The 17,610-nt window shown below is 42.5% G+C and carries 11 protein-coding genes; 9 read left to right on the forward strand and 2 right to left on the reverse strand.

What is annotated here, in order from left to right:
- Positions 1-22 precede the first annotated feature (22 nt).
- Both G8O23_RS00775 and G8O23_RS00780 read left to right on the forward strand, forming a co-directional pair.
- Positions 23-1,807 (forward strand): M14 family zinc carboxypeptidase, encoded by a 1,785-nt coding sequence (locus G8O23_RS00775; protein ID WP_166360712.1) that lies wholly within the window; start codon positions 23-25, stop codon positions 1,805-1,807.
- A 57-nt stretch (positions 1,808-1,864) separates the two neighbouring features.
- Positions 1,865-3,124, forward strand: coding sequence for a BaiN/RdsA family NAD(P)/FAD-dependent oxidoreductase (locus tag G8O23_RS00780; protein ID WP_166360714.1), 1,260 nt, complete (start codon positions 1,865-1,867; stop codon positions 3,122-3,124).
- 10 nt (positions 3,125-3,134) lie between these two features.
- On the opposite strand, the gene G8O23_RS00785 is transcribed toward G8O23_RS00780, so the two are convergent.
- On the reverse strand, positions 3,135-3,746 hold the full coding sequence (locus G8O23_RS00785; protein WP_166360716.1) for a fumarylacetoacetate hydrolase family protein: 612 nt from the start codon (positions 3,744-3,746) through the stop codon (positions 3,135-3,137).
- 152 nt (positions 3,747-3,898) lie between these two features.
- Here G8O23_RS00785 and omp85 point away from each other — a divergent pair, with 152 nt between their 5' ends.
- The 4 genes from omp85 to G8O23_RS00805 all read left to right on the forward strand — a co-directional run bounded on the left by omp85 (position 3,899) and on the right by G8O23_RS00805 (position 11,722).
- Entirely contained in the window at positions 3,899-5,278 is a 1,380-nt protein-coding gene (gene omp85, locus G8O23_RS00790) for an Omp85 family outer membrane protein (protein WP_166360718.1), read from the forward strand.
- A gap of 395 nt (positions 5,279-5,673) precedes the next feature.
- Positions 5,674-8,811, forward strand: coding sequence for a SusC/RagA family TonB-linked outer membrane protein (locus G8O23_RS00795; protein ID WP_166360720.1), 3,138 nt, complete (start codon positions 5,674-5,676; stop codon positions 8,809-8,811).
- A 23-nt stretch (positions 8,812-8,834) separates the two neighbouring features.
- On the forward strand, positions 8,835-10,448 hold the full coding sequence (locus tag G8O23_RS00800; RefSeq protein ID WP_166360722.1) for a RagB/SusD family nutrient uptake outer membrane protein: 1,614 nt from the start codon (positions 8,835-8,837) through the stop codon (positions 10,446-10,448).
- 26 nt (positions 10,449-10,474) lie between these two features.
- The gene (locus G8O23_RS00805; protein WP_166360724.1) at positions 10,475-11,722 is read left to right on the forward strand and encodes a hypothetical protein; all 1,248 of its coding nucleotides are present in this window, start codon (positions 10,475-10,477) and stop codon (positions 11,720-11,722) included.
- Positions 11,723-11,806: 84 nt separating this feature from the next.
- Here the strand turns inward: G8O23_RS00805 and G8O23_RS00810 are convergent, their stop codons facing one another.
- Positions 11,807-12,496 (reverse strand): MORN repeat-containing protein, encoded by a 690-nt coding sequence (locus G8O23_RS00810; protein ID WP_166360725.1) that lies wholly within the window; start codon positions 12,494-12,496, stop codon positions 11,807-11,809.
- 382 nt (positions 12,497-12,878) lie between these two features.
- On the opposite strand from G8O23_RS00810, the gene G8O23_RS00815 reads away from it, so the two are divergent.
- The 3 genes from G8O23_RS00815 (at position 12,879) to G8O23_RS00825 (ending at position 17,609) form a co-directional block, all read left to right on the forward strand.
- Entirely contained in the window at positions 12,879-14,237 is a 1,359-nt protein-coding gene (locus G8O23_RS00815) for a SusD/RagB family nutrient-binding outer membrane lipoprotein (RefSeq protein WP_166360727.1), read from the forward strand.
- 24 nt (positions 14,238-14,261) lie between these two features.
- Positions 14,262-14,648 carry a hypothetical protein gene (locus G8O23_RS00820; protein WP_166360729.1) on the forward strand — a complete coding sequence of 129 codons (387 nt, stop codon included), beginning with the start codon at positions 14,262-14,264 and terminating at the stop codon, positions 14,646-14,648.
- Positions 14,649-14,912: 264 nt separating this feature from the next.
- The gene (locus tag G8O23_RS00825; RefSeq protein ID WP_166360731.1) at positions 14,913-17,609 is read left to right on the forward strand and encodes a TonB-dependent receptor; all 2,697 of its coding nucleotides are present in this window, start codon (positions 14,913-14,915) and stop codon (positions 17,607-17,609) included.
- The last annotated feature ends 1 nt before the right edge of the window (position 17,610 follow it).

Here is a 17,610-nt window from a genome sequence, read left to right on the forward strand (position 1 = left end):
ACAAAACATATTTTCCTAGGCTATGAACAAGTTTTTTCGATACTTTTTGGTAACCACCGTGCTGGCTTTGGCCTTTATATGCGTGGCTAAGCATATCTATAAAAAAAACGTAACCAGCACACCGAAAGTTGAGCTGCGCTTTCATGAGAACTATAGCGTTACCTACGATGAGGCCATCGCCGCTTATCGAGCGCTCGACCTTGAGCATCGTGAGGCAAAGCTAATAAAGTATGGCCCCACCGATTTTGGTAAGCCTCTTCATCTTTTTGTTATCTCAAGGGCAAGGGTTTTCGATCCAGAGATATTACGAAGTAAGGGTTTTCGAGTGGTACTGGTGAATAATGGAATTCATCCCGGTGAACCCTGCGGCGTTGATGCCAGCATTCAGCTTGCCCGCGATATCCTTTCGAATAAAAACGAATTGTGGAGTCTTATGGATAGCACCGTGCTATGCATTGTGCCAGTTTATAATATTGGTGGTGCGCACAACCGTTCGCACTACAATAGGGCTAACCAAAATGGTCCCGAAATGCAGGGTTTTAGGGCTAATGCTCGAAATTTGGATTTGAATAGGGATTTTGCTCCCATGGAGAGTCGCAACGCCCAATCTTTCGCTCGCATTTTTCATCACTGGAAACCAAATTTGCTAATAGATACGCATACTACCAACGGGGCCGATTATCAGTATGTGATGACGCTTATATCATCGCATCCGCAGGAGATGCCCCCAATGCTAGGTAACTTTTACGATGAGGTTATGGAGCCCTTCCTATTTAACGCCATGGAGGAGAGTGGCTATCCAATGATCTACTACGTATCGCCCATGGGGCAAACCCCCGAAAGTGGTATACAGCAGTATCCAAACCCACCACGCTACACATCGGGGTATGGCCGTATGTTCAACGCCATATCATTCATGACCGAGGCACATATGTTCAAGCCATTTGCCGACAGGGTGCTTGCTACCTACGAATTTATAAATGCATCGATTGAATTTACACATCGTAATGGATACCAAATGGCCAAGCTAAAGCAGCAGGCCGATGAGTATACCGCCAACCAATCGGAGTTTGTTATACAGTGGGAGCTTGATAGAGATCAGGAGGGAACAATTCCATTCATGGGGTACGAGGCCGAGCTGATAGATAGTAAGATTACAGGAGGGAAACGCCTGCATTACGATCGTAATAGACCATTTACCAAGGATATACCATTCTTTAAATACTATAAGCCTGCTATTACCATTACTGCCCCAGAGTTTTACTATATCCCTCAGGCTTGGTACGATGTTATTCATCGTCTCGAGATAAATGATGTGAATATGCAACGGTTTGCAAACGACACCATTATGGAGGTTGAGGCATACTACATAACCAACTACAAGTCTAGCTTCAGTTGGAATTCAAATGGCCATCAGCTGCATAGCGATGTGGAGGTGCGTAAGGAGGTTCAGAAAATACAGTTTTACGAGGGCGATTTCATTGTGCCCATGAACCAGCCTGCAAATCAGTTTCTTGCCGAAATGTTGGAGCCACAAAGCACCGACTCTTACTTCGCTTGGAACTACTTCGATTCTATCCTTCAGCGTAAGGAGTATTTCTCACCCTATGTGTTCGAGGATTTTGCCCTAGAGATGCTCAACTCCAACCACGAACTTAAAGCCGAGTTTGAGGCCAAGAAAAGAAGCGACAGGGAGTTTGCTTCTAACGCGTACGCCCAGCTAAACTTTTTGTATGAACGCTCACCTTATTACGAAAAAGTTTACAATCGATACCCCATATTCAGATCAGTTACAACCAAGAAGTAGCGTGCGTATAAAGTGTAAGCCGATATAGATAATCTGTAATGTTGAAATAGTAAGGCAATGGATAGTGTTGATGTAGTGGTGATTGGAGGAGGGCCAGCGGGTTTGCTAGCCGCAGGCAAAGCGGCTGCTGATGGAGCCAGCGTTATTTTGCTTGAAAAAATGGAGAAACCTGCTCGTAAACTAAGGATTACTGGTAAGGGGCGGTGCAACATAACCAATACTAAGCCTTACGACGAGTTTATAAACGATATATTCCCAGAGCCCCGTTTCCTCCGCGATGCCTTTAACTCGTTTTTTAGCGATGATATAATTCGGTTGCTAAACCAGCAGGGTGTTGCAACGGTAGAGGAGCGAGGTATGCGAGTTTTTCCTACCAGCGGCAGGGCTTGGGATGTTGCCGAGGCACTTGTAAAATGGGCGCGGGCAAATGGAGTGAAGATTTATAACCATGCCCATGTGACAGATATTACGTCTACCCAAGGGGTAGTAACAGGAGTAAAGTACACCGATAAGGATAGCAATTCGAAGGGAGTTGAATGTAAATCGATTATTCTTGCCACGGGGGGCAAATCGTATGCCGCTACCGGCTCAACAGGCGATGGGTATAAGCTAGCCTCAAGCCTTGGTCACACCATAACCCCTTTGCTACCCGCCCTTGTTGGGGTTGAGACTAGACCCGCCATTAGCCTAAAGGATAACCTTTTGCTGCGTAATGTTAACCTGTCGCTTTTTATTGAGGGTAAAAAGGTCGATGAGGAGTTTGGTGAGCTGGAGGTTACATCCTATGGTTTCAATGGCCCCATCATGCTAAGGCTTAGCCGTAGAATAGTTTTTGCGCTGAGCAAGGGAAGTAGGGTAGACCTCGAACTAGATCTTAAACCAGCGCTAAGCCACGAAAAACTTGATGCTAGGATTCTTCGTGAGGTTGACGAAAACCCTCGGATAGCAGTGGCTAACCTGGCCAATCGTTTGCTTCCGCGCGATTTGGCCTCGGTGATGATTGACGAGATAGGACTTGCGGCTCAGAAAAACTTGGGTAGGTTAACTACTGGAGAGCGAAAATCAATTCGCCTTTGGCTTAAGGAGCAGCGTTTTGAGGTGTTGGCTCAACGCTCATGGCCCGAGGCCATTGTAACTGCAGGAGGCGTTTCGCTGAAGGAGGTGAACCCAAAGACCATGGAGTCTAAGTTGGTTAGAGGGCTGTTTTTTGCCGGCGAACTGCTCGATTTGGATGGCTCTACCGGTGGATATAATCTTCAAATAGCCTACTCAACCGGTTGGTTAGCAGGTAAAAGTGCAGCCCCTCCAATACAATAAATTGTAATCACTACCTCACAAAAAAATCAAGCATAAGCTCACCCCCAAGGTAGCCCTTAAGCCTATCGCCAATGGCAACCGAACCAACCCCTGCAGGGGTTCCAGTGTATATCAGATCGCCAATTTTTAGGGTAGTGTATTTGGATATGTGAGCAATTAGCTGGTCGAAGTTAAATGTCATATCGCCAGTATTTCCTCTCTGAACCACTTCTCCATTTTTCTCAAGCCAAAAATCCAAATTGCCGAGGTCGGGAAATATAACTTTACTTTTAAACTCGCTAATGGGTGCCGATCCGTCAAATGCTTTGGCTACTTCCCAGGGCAATCCCATCGCTTTGCAGTTTCTCTGCAAATCGCGGGCGGTAAAATCTACTCCCAAACCCACCTCATTGTAGTATCTATTTGCAAAGCGCTCGCTGATATTACGGCCAAGCCTACAGATTTTTAGAACAACCTCAAGCTCATAATGAATTTCGTTTGAAAAGTTAGGGTAGAAGAAAGGCTGATTCTTTCGAAGCAGGCAGGTGTCGGGTTTAAAAAAGAATATAGGTTCAATAGGTGTGCTGGAATTCATCTCCTTTACATGATCGGCAAAGTTTTGCCCAATGCAAATTATCTTCATATTTCCACTTATATAATATAAGGTATAGTACCAATGCTTTTCGACGCCAAAAGTATGCTATCTTCACATATTATGCAACAATCATTTTTTTGTAATCGGCATATCATCGTTTATAGAAAAAATGTACATTTGAGAAACTAAAATCATAAGCTATGAAGTTGATGCTCCAAACCACAGCAGTTTTGCTGTTCGCTCTAATCTCATTTACTGCTATTTCGCAGGATGCTAAGAACGAGCCCAAGGAAGAGAAGGTGAAAACCGGCTGGAACTTTGGTGGGTTGCCCGTAGTTTCGTTCGATTCCGACTTGGGCTTTCAGTACGGTGCGCTCCTAAATCTATTCAACTATGGTGATGGAAGTATGTATCCCGATTTTAAGCATAACCTGTATTTGGAATGGTCGAGGTTTACCAAGGGTAGCGGAATTAACCGCATCTTTTTCGATTCCAAGGCAATAATTCCCGGAATTCGCTTCACCACCGACCTTAGTTACCTAACAGATCGTATGTACGATTTCTTTGGATATAATGGGTACGAGTCGGTATACAACTCCCATTGGGCAAATAGTGACGACCCAGAGTACCTCTCTCGCGCCTTTTACAAGTACGACCGTAAACTGTTTCGTTTTGCCATCGACCTGCAGGGAAAACTTCCCTTCGAAAACTTTGGTTGGGCAGCAGGTGTTTGGCTGCTTAACTACAACGTGGGTACAGTGGATGTAGATAAGTTGAACGAGGGTAAAACCGACGATCTGCTACCCAATATACCAAGTCTTTACGAACACTATATGAACTGGGGATTGATAACGCCCGAAGAGGCTAATGGTAGCTTTGTGTCGTATGTAAAAGCAGGCGTTGTTTACGATACGCGTGACAATGAGCCCAATCCAAACAGCGGAATGTGGACCGAGGCGGTGTTTACCTACGCCCCTTCCTTTATGGGCATTGGTAGCAACTACCAGCATATGAAGTTTACCCTAACCCACAGGCAGTACTTCACCCTTTTCCCCGAGCGCCTTACATTTGCCTACCGCTTGGGATACCAAGGAACCGTTTTTGGCGATGTTCCTTTCTACCTACAGCCCAATATTACTACTCTTATTCTGCGGGGATCAACATCCGAGGGGTTAGGTGGTGGCAAATCCCTCCGCGGAGTTATTCGCAACCGTGTTATTGGCGATGGCGTTGCGTGGGGAAACTTGGAGTTGCGCTGGAAATTTGTGAAATTCCAGTTCATAGGGCAAAACTTTTACCTGTCGCTCAACGGTTTTGTCGATGGTGGGCAGGTTATTACACCTGTTAAGGTTAACACGAGCAATGTTGATTGGGCCAGCTACGATTGGCAAACTCCAGATCGCAACTTGTCGCGTGACGATATTTTTGGAACCGATAAGGAGTCGCTGCACCTAAGCTATGGAGCAGGCCTCAGGGTAGTAATGAACCGCAACTTTATCATCGCCATCGATCATGGCCGCCCATTCGATAAGCGCGATGGAGCTAGCGGCACGTATATTGGGCTGAATTTTTTGTTTTAACCCATTCTTTATTATTGCTTTTAAACGCCCTTCGGGGCGTTTTTTTTGCTCTTTTATTGCACGAATTTTCTAATTGAACTAAAATAGATAGAGCCTATATCACATTTATTTTTTTTTTCAACACAAAAATAATATTAACGATTGCTTTATGGACTTTAATACTAAAATGGAAATTCTTCCAAATATCAGAAAAGCAATGCTGTAACTTATTTTAAAGTATTATTATTAAACTGCACTATTTAAATTATGCAAATAAAATGCGGTGATATTACTCAGTTAAATAAGAGTTTGATATCATTTAAATGGTCGAAAGTTTGTGTTTTAAAGTATCATTTAATAAATTTCAGATGTTTTTAACCATTATTAGCTCTATTTATAAACCTAAAATTTGTTCTATGAAAAGACTATGCGTATTCCTTGCATCAGTTGTGTTTGTGGGTATGAACTTCCTACAGGCGCAAACTGTGCAAATTACTGGTACAGTAACCAGTGCCGATGATGGGATGCCTGTTCCTGGCGCATCCGTACAGGTTAAGGGAACTACCATTGGTGTAGCAACCAATGCCGATGGGCAGTACTCTTTAGCCGTACCCCAAACAGCAACTATCCTTAGCTATAGCTTCTTGGGCTATAGAACTCAGGAAGTAGCGATTGCTGGTCGTACGGTTATTAATGTTGTACTTGAGTCCGATGCCATGGCTCTAGAGGAAATTATTATCTCGGGGGTGGCTGGTGCAACGCCAAGAAGAAAAATGAGTGTATCTGTTGAACAAGTAAGCGCGGAAACACTTGAAGCGGTACCTGCAACCTCAGCTTCAAGTGCACTTCAAGGTAAGATTTCGGGTATTACTATCGTTCAACCATCTGGTAACCCAGGTCAGGGTGCATCCATTAGACTAAGGGGTGCTACTAGCCTTTTGGGCGATTCAAAGCCTCTAATTATAGTTGATGGGGTTATGATTGAGGGAGATCTTGCCGATATCAACGTAGACGACATTGCAAATATCGAGGTTGTAAAGGGTGCTGCTGCATCTGCCCTTTACGGATCACGTGCAGGCGCAGGGGTTGTTGTTGTGTCAACTAAAAGGGGTAGTTCAGCCAAAGAGGGGGCAACTACAGTACGTTTGAGGAATGAGTATGGTATTTCTCAACTACCACGCAAGATAGACCTAGCCCAACATCATGCCTACCAATTGGCAAGCGACTGGGAGAATTACTCAACTTTCACCAAGTATGCTGGTGTAACTTATCCTGCCGACTATGTTGAAGGAAGACACCCTGGCATTGCAGGAAACAGACTTGTTACTCATAGTAGGTACGCCGATCAACCGTATACTAGACTATACGATCAGCAGGATGTTCTATTTCAAGATGGTTCGTACTATACTAACTATGTAGGGGTAGCTCATAATGCTGGTAAAACCAGTGTTTTTAGTTCTTTTGAGAATACAGCGAACTCTGGTATTGTATGGAATACCGATGGATCGAAAAGACAAAACTTTAGGCTTAATGCCGACCACTGGATTGGCGACAAGATTTCTTTGCAAGCAAGTACCTTTGTTTCTCAAAACAAAATGGATGTTGCCGATGGTCGATTTACCGATGGTTGGGGTGGTGGACAAGGCTCTGCATTCTTCGATATCCTTTTCTTTGAGCCAGATATCAATTTGAATCAGGATGGATTGGCTAGCGCAGCACTTCCCTTATATGCAATTCACCCAAACCCATGGCAGATTGATAACGGGAATCCACTACATTCGCTATACTACAAAAGCCAACAGTTTGAGCGTAAAAACGTAATGCAAAGTTTTCAGGCAAACTGGCGTGCTCTAGAATGGTTGAATTTTAACGGTATGTATAGCATTGAGAGAACAAATACCCAAAGAACGACTTTTGAACCAAAAGGATTCTCAAGATCTCAGCAGCTAAATACTGATGGTATGCTCTACAAGTCAGCTTTCGAGGGTATCAGTCAGGTGTACTCGTTTACAGCCAATATGAATAAGATATTTGGAGAGTTTACCTTAAAAGGCAAGTTGAACTATCTCTTTGAGAATTATGAGAGTACAGATTTCGATGTAAATGCAGCCAACTTTGCCATTTCTGGAGTTCCACAACTCAATGCTATTAAGGGCGATGCCTATAATACAATTGGGTCGAGCAAGATTGTAACACGTGCACGTAACTTTTCAGCAATCGTCGATGGTGACTATAGAGATAGGTATATTTTCTCTGCTCTTTTCCGTTATGATGGTTCATCGTTGTTTGGTGAGAATAATAGATGGAATCCATACTATAGGGTGTCTGGAGCATATCGTATCTCGCAGGATATAGAAATTCCTGGCATTCAAGAGTTCAAGCTAAGAGCTGCCTACGGAACCTCTGGCCAGCGCCCAGGCTTTAACTATCAGTATGAAACCTACAACCTATACCAGGGTAATGTTTCAAAAGCAACCATTGGTAATAAGGATTTGAAGCCCAGTGAAACTGCAGAATTAGAGGTGGGTCTAAACCTCGAGTTTCTCAATATCTTCAATTTTGAGGCAACCTACGCCCTTGCAAACACCGAGGGTGCATTTTATAATGTACCTCTTGCTGCCGCAACCGGTTTTACCAATCAGTGGCAAAATGCTGCCGACATCGAGTCTAAAGCCATTGAATTCAGCCTGTCTATTACTCCAGTAAGATCTGCTGACTTTACATGGACCAGCAGGTTTAATTTCGATAAAATTACTCAGGAGATTACTAAGCTAAATGCTCCTCCTTTCCGTGTAGGCCCTACCGTAAACGATTTGCAGGTATTCTATGTGAAAGAGGGTGAGGTGTTTGGTATGATGTATGGTGGTGACTGGGTAAGAACATTGGAGGAGATGGCTGCTCAATTACCAAGTGACGAGAGTATCAACGACTATGTGGTTAATAGCGATGGCTACGTAATCCGTAAAGGAACTGAAGGCACAATTAATGAAGCTCCAATTCGATTGCTAGATGAGAATGGGGATGAATTCTTTGGCCGTATAGCCGATATGAACCCAGACTTCAACCTTTCTTGGTTAAACAATATTACCTACAAAGGTTTCAATTTCAATATGCTTTGGCACCTGAAGATGGGTGGCAATGTATATAACCAAACCAAGCAATGGCTATATCGCGATGAGCGCCATGGTGATTTTGATCAGTCTGCAAAGCCAGATAATCAGAAGAAAACCACAACCTACTATCAGACCTTCTATAGGGTTAATGAGATAAACTCTTACTTTGTTGAGGATGGTACCTACCTTAAGCTTAGAGAAGCGTCATTGTACTACAGTATGAATAAGCAAACTCTAGCAAACCTTGGTGTAGGCTTCCTAGGTGGAGTTAAGTTCGGCGTAATTGGTAGAAACCTTCTAACTTTCACCAAGTACTCTGGCTGGGATCCTGAGGTTTCGCAGTCAGATTATGCTACAGGTAATCCAAGCTTGTACTATATCGATATGTTTAACTATCCTAACTATAGGATGTTAACATTCTCGCTTGAACTTACTTTCTAGTAATTTTTAAAATTGAACAGACTATGAAAAGATACATAAGTAAATTCACATTACTAGTAGCGGTGTTGGTGCTTGGCGTTAATACCAGCTGCGAAAAGCTTGAGGTTGAAAATACCAACCTTCCCGATATGGAGAGAGTGTTGGCTTCACCTGAGGACGTTAAACTAGTGGTGATGGGACAGTTTCTATCCTATTTCCAAACTATAAAAACCTATAACGTGGGTATGACAGCTCACGTTGCGGCTGATCACTCAACCGTTAGTTGGGGTAACTTTGCATGGAGGGATATGTCATGGGAGCCTCGCAGAGCATGGAATAACGACCCCTCTTACACAGATGCAGATTTAACAGAGGTTATTTACTATGACCTTAATGGAGTGATCTCCTCAGTGAACGATGCGATAAACCTAATTAATGGAGGTATGGAGATTGGCCCCAACGGCGCAGATAACAATATGGTTCTCGCCTCAGCATTCTTAATCAGAGGGATGTCTATTGGCCAGTTAGGATTAACATTCGACAAGGCTATGGTTTCGAAAACTGATGAGGCTCCAGGTGGTGATGTTGGTGCTTATCTAGCTGAATTGGATTTTTTGCCTTGGAATGAGGTGCTTGAGGAGGCTATTGCTGACCTTGATAAAGCCATTGCAATTGCTAAGGCCAATAGTTTTGACATTCCAACAGGTACTCTTAATGGTATGACCATTAACAATGAGTATATTGCAAAACTTGCTAGTTCTTATGCTGCACGGTTCCTTGCTCTTGGGTCAAGAACAAAAGCACAAAATGAGGATTTATCATGGACTAGCAATTACTCTTGGTCTGATGTTTTAACTTATGCCAATAATGGTCTAACTGTTGACTTTGCTCCCGTGGGTAATGGCTTGCCTTGGGATGGAGGATCATGGTACGATCTTAATATTAAGTATTTACGTCAGTCTGGTTGGGGGCGTGTTGATATGCGTATTGTTAATATGATTGATCCTACTCAGCCCGTACGTTACCCAACCGATTCAGAGGGTTTAGCTACGCTGGGAACACCTCCAAATGGTGGGCTAGCAACCACAGTTGACGCCCGTTTTACCCAGGATTTTGAGTATCTGGCAGCCAATGATTTTCGTCCTGAAAGAGGTGGGTGGCACTTCTCGCATTACCGCCATAGCCGCTACGACCTGCCTGCTACAACAAGTTCCGAGGGATTGCATATGGGTGAATCCATTGGCCCAATTAGGGAATTGCGCGTGTGGGAGAACGAGCTAATGAAGGCTGAGGCAATGGCAAGAACTGGTAATGTAACTGGAGCAGCAGCTATACTTAACAGTGCTAATGGACCAAGAAAAGCTAGAGGAAATATGCCAGATGTTGCTGGTAACAAGGAGGATGTTCTAAAAGCAATATTTTATGAGCGTTTCACTGAGCTAATGCATAATGGTTACCTTATCTCCTTCTGCGATACTAGGAGAAATGATGACCTTCAGTACGGAACTCCGTTACATTTCCCCGTTCCAGGCAAAGAATTGTTAGCTCTAGGACTTGAGATGTATACTTTCGGTGGAGTGGCTAATGCAGATGGTGTCAATACATCGAATGGTGGTGCTTGGATTAAGCCTTATTATCATTTCACCCCAACCTGGTAGTAATCAACTTAAAAAATTAACAAACAATGAAGAATACGTTATCATATCTAATTGTACTATTACTGGGAGTAATAGCAATTACCTTCAGCTCTTGCGAGGAGAAGGATGATTATAACTATGATGGAATCGACCCAGTTGTGTCCGATATTATGGGCGCGGCAACTGTGCGTGGAGGTACTACCGTAACCTATCGTGCGGTAGGCAGGGCTGGCTCATCGTATGCATTTTCCTACACTGGAGCCATTGAAAGCACTGCAAGCAAGAGCGATGAGGTTTACGCTCTAGTGGTTGATTTTAAGGAGCACACCAATTTGGCCGATACTTTAGATGCCACAATATCTGTAGTTGAAACAACTATGGGTGGTAAGGTGTCGCCTGCTAAGACCGTTGCCTTAAAGGTTTTACCTTTAAACATTGCCCTTGTTGGAGAAGAAATTCTCTCAATTCAAGAAGGGAAAGTGGCTGAGGTTGTTTACACAGTTGACTTCTACTATCCTGGTGCAACTTATGCTTGGACTGTTGATGGCACAGGGTTTACTGTTGAGGAGGGCACTACTTCGAAAGATTTGAAACTTACGGTTGATTACCCCGATGACTTTTTCAACGAGATTGATATTAGCGTAGAGGTTACAACTCGTGGTGGCAACAAGCTTACCGATGCTATGAGCGTAACCGTATGGCAGTTCTGTCCACTTGAAATTGAGGAACTTTACCTAGTTGAATGGCAAGGTAATGCGTTCACCTCTGGTGGAGTTCAAATTGAGGCTGATCCTATACTAATTAAGGATCCTTTAGATTTGCCTGATGACATTCTTAACAACCCATTTATAACCGTTGGTCTTCCTCCTGCTTTTGCCGGAAAAGATAATGTTGTTCTAATTGATGGGCTTGCAAGTGCTTTCATTAACGATTACTGGGGAGAAGCATGGCAAGATCGCGGCTTCAGTTTGGCCATTCTTAATGAGCCTGCTGGCGAAATAGAGATACCGCTCCAATTCCTTGGCCAGTCTGACTATCCAGATAACTATTGGATTGTAGGTTATGGAACTTACAATTACTGTGTTCCATCGCTTACCATACATTACGCCTTTGGATACGACGGGCCAGATGCTGACGAAGATCCCGATGGCGTTGATATGGAGAATGATATTGCTTGGATCTTTGGGTGGAATGATGATGATGGTGAGCCGAACTGGGTAACAACCGAATTGGCTGTGAAGGATGCCAAGAGCTACTTCAAGTTAAACTTCTATACACCAAGAAACCTTAAGTAAGACTTAGTTTTTATTGAAGAGAGGTGGTTCAATTGAATCACCTCTCTTTTTATGTATTATGTATTATGTATATTGACTGTAGGGCTAGTTATAAAGGCTAATCTCCCAGTTTCCAGGCTCTACGATCTCAACCTCGAACCTTACTGGAATTCTTAGCCCTTGCCCCAACTTATCGGGGACGGTGTACCGAATCCTTATCTTTGTAGGGAATGATACTTCTTCGTAGCCAGTATTAAGCCCTTCGGTTACGCCAACCCCACTTAGCACCTTGAAATCGAAATCATTGGGGACATAGCCATGCCTTCCCATATATAGGAATCGCACCATGACCCTGTTCCCTTCGCCTAACCGCTTTATGCTATACTTCTCAAGGTTGGTTATTTGGCCAACGATAAAAGGCTTAACTGGGATATCTCTAACATATTCCCCTTTTCGCCAAATACCGTTCTTTACTTTATGTTCTCCATTTTCTTTGTATGTGTATACACCTTGACCATGTTGTATTCCCTTTTGCCAACTCCCGGTGTAAACATCTCCATTTGCCCAAGTGTAGATTCCCTTTCCGTGGGGAACCCCGTTTTTAAACCGACCTTCGTACTTGTTTTTTGCTTCTGCCGAACCATAACCATGAGCAAGCCCGTTGCGGCATTTACCAATATAAGTTCCATTAATACCGGGGTCGAGTACTTTGCATTTGGTTTGGGCTATGGATAAATTCGTCATAAAGAGTGAGATGCCCAAAATTATCAATATTTCAGTTCCGATATTTTTCATGATGTTAGTAGGGGATTTGCTATGACATAAGATTGTTTTCCTGATAATATAAGCCTTACAAGTTATTGTTTAAGAGTTGTAAAGTCAATATCTGATTTACTTTTCTTAAGTATTTTCTGTGTTGATTGTTATGAGTCTAATTTTGTTGAATATCAAAGCTTTCAACATTACTTTTGCAATCAAATAATCTCGTATTTCTGAGTGGTCTCAATTTGTGAATTTATTGGTAATTTTATTAGAAGTTTAAACTCAAAGTTGTAAATTTGACAATGATATTATGAGCAACATTAGTTTGGTAACATTGTTTTTTCATTTTTTTTAAATAGACATTGCTTTTTACCCCTTTGTATAATAAGAAGTTGTGGTTAAACCTGAATGATATATGCACTACTTACAGAGAAATGTTTTTTTTATAGCCCTCTTTTGTTTCACCGTTATGTCTTCTTGCGATTGGAAAACCGATACCGACGAGGAACCCCTAGAAGTACTTTCGGCATTGCTTTATAGCACGCAAAGCAACCTGATCTCATTAACTTACGCCGAACCTACATTGTTTGGCAGCATATTTTCACAGCAAATCTCTGGTGTTGATGGAACTATGCTCGATGTGGAGAATTATAGCCTGCAGCCCACACACTTCGACAGAAGTTGGCAGGCCTGTTACTTGGGAGTATTTTCCAATCTTCAATCAATTTCAGCTATTGCCAAAGAGCATGGATATGGGAAATACAGCGGTATAGCTAAAGTCTTAACAGCACAATCCTTGGGCCTTGCTACTTGCCTATGGGGAGATATACCCTACTCTGAGTCCTTTGACTCAGATGAACTAGTATTGGAACCCGCCTACGATAACCAGAAAGATATTTTCGTTCAAGTTTTCCAACTGCTTAATCAAGGGATTGCTGAGCTTGGTGAGTATGGAGAACAGTACCACCCAGTTGACGAGGATATTTTCTTTAAAGGGAATTCAGGCTACTGGATACGGTATGCACACTTCCTGAGAGTGAGGTTTTTACTACACCTTGCGAAAGTGAATGGCTTTGATGAACTTGCTGATGAATTCAATAATGAAATATTCATGGAGCCAGGTGATGCATTTATTATTGATTATGAAGAATTGCAAAGACCCAACCCTCGTGGGCAATACCTATCTGCTCATAAGAGTAACCTTAGGGCTTCAAATGTTTTACTTAAGATTTTAGAGGAATATGATGACCCTAGGTTGCCAAAGTATTTCAAGCAAGCTGGAGATTCCTATACCGGAAATATTCCCGGTGAGGATAACCCAAACGCATCTACACTGGCCGACTCGCAATTCTCAATAACATCCCATATTACTCTTGCTTCCTACACAGAATGGATGTTTATTAAATCCGAGTACCTCCTCAGAAAAGGAGACGTCAATGCTGCCGAGGAGGCTTTTGCTAATGCGGTAAAATCGTCGTTGATTGATTATGACGTGTATACCAAAGAGTGGTTAGAAACATACATTGCAAGCGTGGAGTTTTCTTTGGAAACTCTATTGGTTGCGAAGTATACTGCTATGTTCTTAACCCCTGAGGCATGGCTAGATTGGCGACGCACAGGATACCCCGCTATACAGCCAGTTGCTAGTAGTGCTGTGCCAAGGAGGTTTCTATACCCCCAAACAGAGTACCTTTACAATTCTAGCAATGTGCCTCAGAATATTTCCACTACCACAAGAATGTGGATTGACCCTGAGTCAAAGTTCAATCATTAATCAAAACATTATACTTTATATACTATGAAAAATATTATAAACTCCACAATTCTATTTTCTTTCATATTAATTTTATTTCTAGGTTGCAATCGTAAGTCAGATATTCTTATAGGAACCTGGGAAATGGATGTCTCCTATGTTAATGGAGTTAGAGAAAAGGAGAACTACCCTTTAACGCTATATCTATTCGATGACGCTACATTTAGGCAGGTAATTCAATACCCTTCCAATAAAGAGGATGTCAAAGGGGAGTGGGTTTATGATGATAAAAAAAACACATTGAATTTAAAATACATATATACAGGTAGTAATGTAATGTGGTCTGTCGTTAAACTTGAAAAGGAAAGATTGGAACTAAACCATAGGACACAAGGATTCTTTGTTGAAAGAACATTTGTTAAAAAAGAGTAATTATGAGTTTTAGAGTTCTGTCTGTCTATTGTTAAATATAGTACTAATTGGTATAGTAATAGTTAGCTGAGCTAATAGGGTTTTAATTATAGCAATATTTAATTTTAGCAATTTGGAACTATTGTGTATAGAAGATAACTACGCCTAGGATAAGCGTTTTAACCATTACAACAGTATTATTTATATGTTCTTTAGATACGATCCAAATGTTACACTATTACAAAATGTAATTCAAGAATTTATAAAATAAGTGTCAGTACTTGTATGAATTATAGAACTATACTTCTCATTGCATTCATAATTTCAATCTCTGTAACCAATAGCATTGCACAAAATAAATCAGAGAGATTCATTGATGCAGATGAACTTTTTAGTAGACTCGAATCCAACAGCGCTACCAAAATCTTTTATAACCCTACCTGGTTTACTGGCCATGAGTTCAGTGAAGGGTTGGTTGATAAGGGGCTTGAGTTAGCCATCGCTGCAGTTTCTAGCCGATTTAATTTAGCTGTTATTAATGTAGATGGCTATATTGTTTTGTTGCCCAGAGATTTTTTAAGAGATTTTCAAGCCGAACCTCTCCTAGGTGATCATCAAGCGGTGGTTGTTGGTAGCCCCTTGGATTATGGGCGTTACTCAAGTGCAAAAATACAGGGTTTCATTTTCGATGGCGCCACAGGAGAGCCGCTTATAGGTGCAATTGTATATGTTGAGCGTTTGGGCCTTGGGGTTTCATCGAATTCCGATGGGGCATACTCAATTACCCTTCCGGCAGGGGAGCATAAGCTTCGCTTATCTTACTTAGGCTATCAGGATAGCTACTATCTTATCAAGGTGAATGCTCCCGGCAATTTGAATTTTGATCTTTTCGAAAAGAGCGTTCAGCTTGAAGGGGCAACCATTACTGCCTTTCGAAAGGACGAAAACATAAGAAGTACTCAGATGAGTACCCTTCGAATTGACCCGTTGATGATGAAGGAACTTCCAGGGGCAATGGGTGAGAAGGATATTATTAAGAGTTTTACATATCTACCCGGCATTCAAAGCATGGGGGAGTTCGGAACGGGGTTTAATGTTAGGGGTGGCGATTCCGATCAGAATTTAATCCTTGTCGAGGATATGCCCCTTTTCAATTCGTCGCACCTTTTCGGTTTGGTATCAATAGTAAATCCCGATATGGTTACCGGGGTTACCCTTATAAAAGCGGGTATTCCTGCTCGCTATGGCGAGCGAGCATCATCGGTAGTGGATATTCGAAAGCGGGGAGGAAACCCACAGAGAGCAAAGCTAACCGGAGGGGTTGGGTTGCTTTATAGCCGCCTTCACCTTGAGACCCCACTGCTAAAGAAAAAGGTGTTTCTTTCTATCGGAGGCAGAACATCATACTCAAACTGGTTGCTAAACAGGATCCCAGATGTGGATTTGATGAATAGCTCAGCCAATTTCTATGACCTTAGCGGGGTACTAACCTTAAATCTAGGCCCTAAAAATTCATTGTCAATATTTGGATATCAGAGTAACGATGCATTCCTGTTGGCTGGTCAGGCTCAGCACGGATACCAAAGCCAGATAGCTTCGTTAAGGCTTAGCTCGGTATTTACACATAATTTAACCTCACGCTTCACCCTAGGTGTGAGCAACTATGCTAATCAGGTAAAACAACCCATTAATATACAGCCACGCGATGCGTTTGAGCTGAACAGTTCGATTCGCTATAATACTCTAAAATGGCATTTCGATTATCAACCTGCTCCTGGTTGGGCCTATAGCTTCGGATTGCAAGCTATCGATTATGATATTAACCCTGGTCGCATTGCCCCTCTTGGCGAGGAGTCCTATGTTAAATCGCTATCCCTCGCCAACGAAAATGCCATAGAAACAGCGCTTTATTTAAGCTCCGATTTTGATATAAGTTCGAGCATAAGTGCAGAGGTTGGTGTGAGGGGGACATGGTTCGGTTTGATGGGGCCAGCAAAACAGTTTGTATATGATGATGGCTTTCCAAGATTACCACAGCATATCATTGATACCACATTCTTTGCCAAATGGGAGCCAGCGTGGACCGATTTTGGCATCGAGCCAAGGGTTGGACTTCGTTATCTTCTAAATGATAATAGTTCTGTAAAGCTCAGCTACAATAGAAACCAGCAGTTTGTGACCCTTATTTCAAACTCGGCAGTTATGTCCCCAACCGATGTATGGAGGCTAAGCAATGAGCATACGGGTGCTATGAGGGGCGATCAGGTGGCCATTGGTTACTACAGGCTGTTCCCCCGTTACGATTTGGAACTAAATGTAGAGTCGTACTATAAATTTCTTAATAATATTGTGGAGTACCGCGACGGTGCTAGGGTGTTGCTTAATGAGCATATAAATAGCGATTTGGTTAGGGCTAAGGGGTATAGCTATGGGGCGGAGTTTTACTTGTCAAAGAAAACCGGAACGCTCACAGGATGGATTAGCTACACGTGGTCCAGAAGTTTGCGTCGAACCGATGAGGTACATGAGCACTTCAAAATTAACGATAATGTTTATTTCCCTTCAAGTTTCGATCGCCCTCACAATTTGGTGCTCAACACAACCTATAGGGTTACCCGTCGTTGGCGATTTAATGCAACTTTCACCTATAATACTGGGCGCCCGGTCACCTACCCTGAACAAATTTTCGAGTATCAGGATCAGCTTGCCATTAGCTATTCCGATAGGAATAAGTATCGATTGCCAAGTTACCACAGGCTGGATATTTCCATTTCGCGCGACGAAAACTTAAAACTTAATGCTCGGGGTAAAGGCAGTTGGAATTTTTCGATTCTTAATATCTATGGAAGAAAAAATGTGTACTCCGTGTTTTATAAAAAGGAGCAGCCAACCGTCGAGAGCCGATATCAAAAGTATGGGTTATACAAAATGTACATTATTGGCCAACCCCTACCAACCATAACTTATAACTTTACTTTTTAGC

It is taken from the genome of Perlabentimonas gracilis, from assembly GCF_011174675.1.
Lineage (GTDB): Bacteria > Bacteroidota > Bacteroidia > Bacteroidales > Tenuifilaceae > Perlabentimonas > Perlabentimonas gracilis.

Bases quoted from the DNA above. Each gene is read 5' to 3' on its own strand.
- G8O23_RS00775 (WP_166360712.1), top strand. From the start codon at position 23: ATGAACAAGTTTTTTCGATACTTTTTGGTAACCACCGTGCTGGCTTTG.
- G8O23_RS00780 (WP_166360714.1), top strand. From the start codon at position 1,865: ATGGATAGTGTTGATGTAGTGGTGATTGGAGGAGGGCCAGCGGGTTTG.
- G8O23_RS00785 (WP_166360716.1), bottom strand. From the start codon at position 3,746: ATGAAGATAATTTGCATTGGGCAAAACTTTGCCGATCATGTAAAGGAG.
- omp85 (WP_166360718.1), top strand. From the start codon at position 3,899: ATGAAGTTGATGCTCCAAACCACAGCAGTTTTGCTGTTCGCTCTAATC.
- G8O23_RS00795 (WP_166360720.1), top strand. From the start codon at position 5,674: ATGAAAAGACTATGCGTATTCCTTGCATCAGTTGTGTTTGTGGGTATG.
- G8O23_RS00800 (WP_166360722.1), top strand. From the start codon at position 8,835: ATGAAAAGATACATAAGTAAATTCACATTACTAGTAGCGGTGTTGGTG.
- G8O23_RS00805 (WP_166360724.1), top strand. From the start codon at position 10,475: ATGAAGAATACGTTATCATATCTAATTGTACTATTACTGGGAGTAATA.
- G8O23_RS00810 (WP_166360725.1), bottom strand. From the start codon at position 12,496: ATGAAAAATATCGGAACTGAAATATTGATAATTTTGGGCATCTCACTC.
- G8O23_RS00815 (WP_166360727.1), top strand. From the start codon at position 12,879: ATGCACTACTTACAGAGAAATGTTTTTTTTATAGCCCTCTTTTGTTTC.
- G8O23_RS00820 (WP_166360729.1), top strand. From the start codon at position 14,262: ATGAAAAATATTATAAACTCCACAATTCTATTTTCTTTCATATTAATT.
- G8O23_RS00825 (WP_166360731.1), top strand. From the start codon at position 14,913: ATGAATTATAGAACTATACTTCTCATTGCATTCATAATTTCAATCTCT.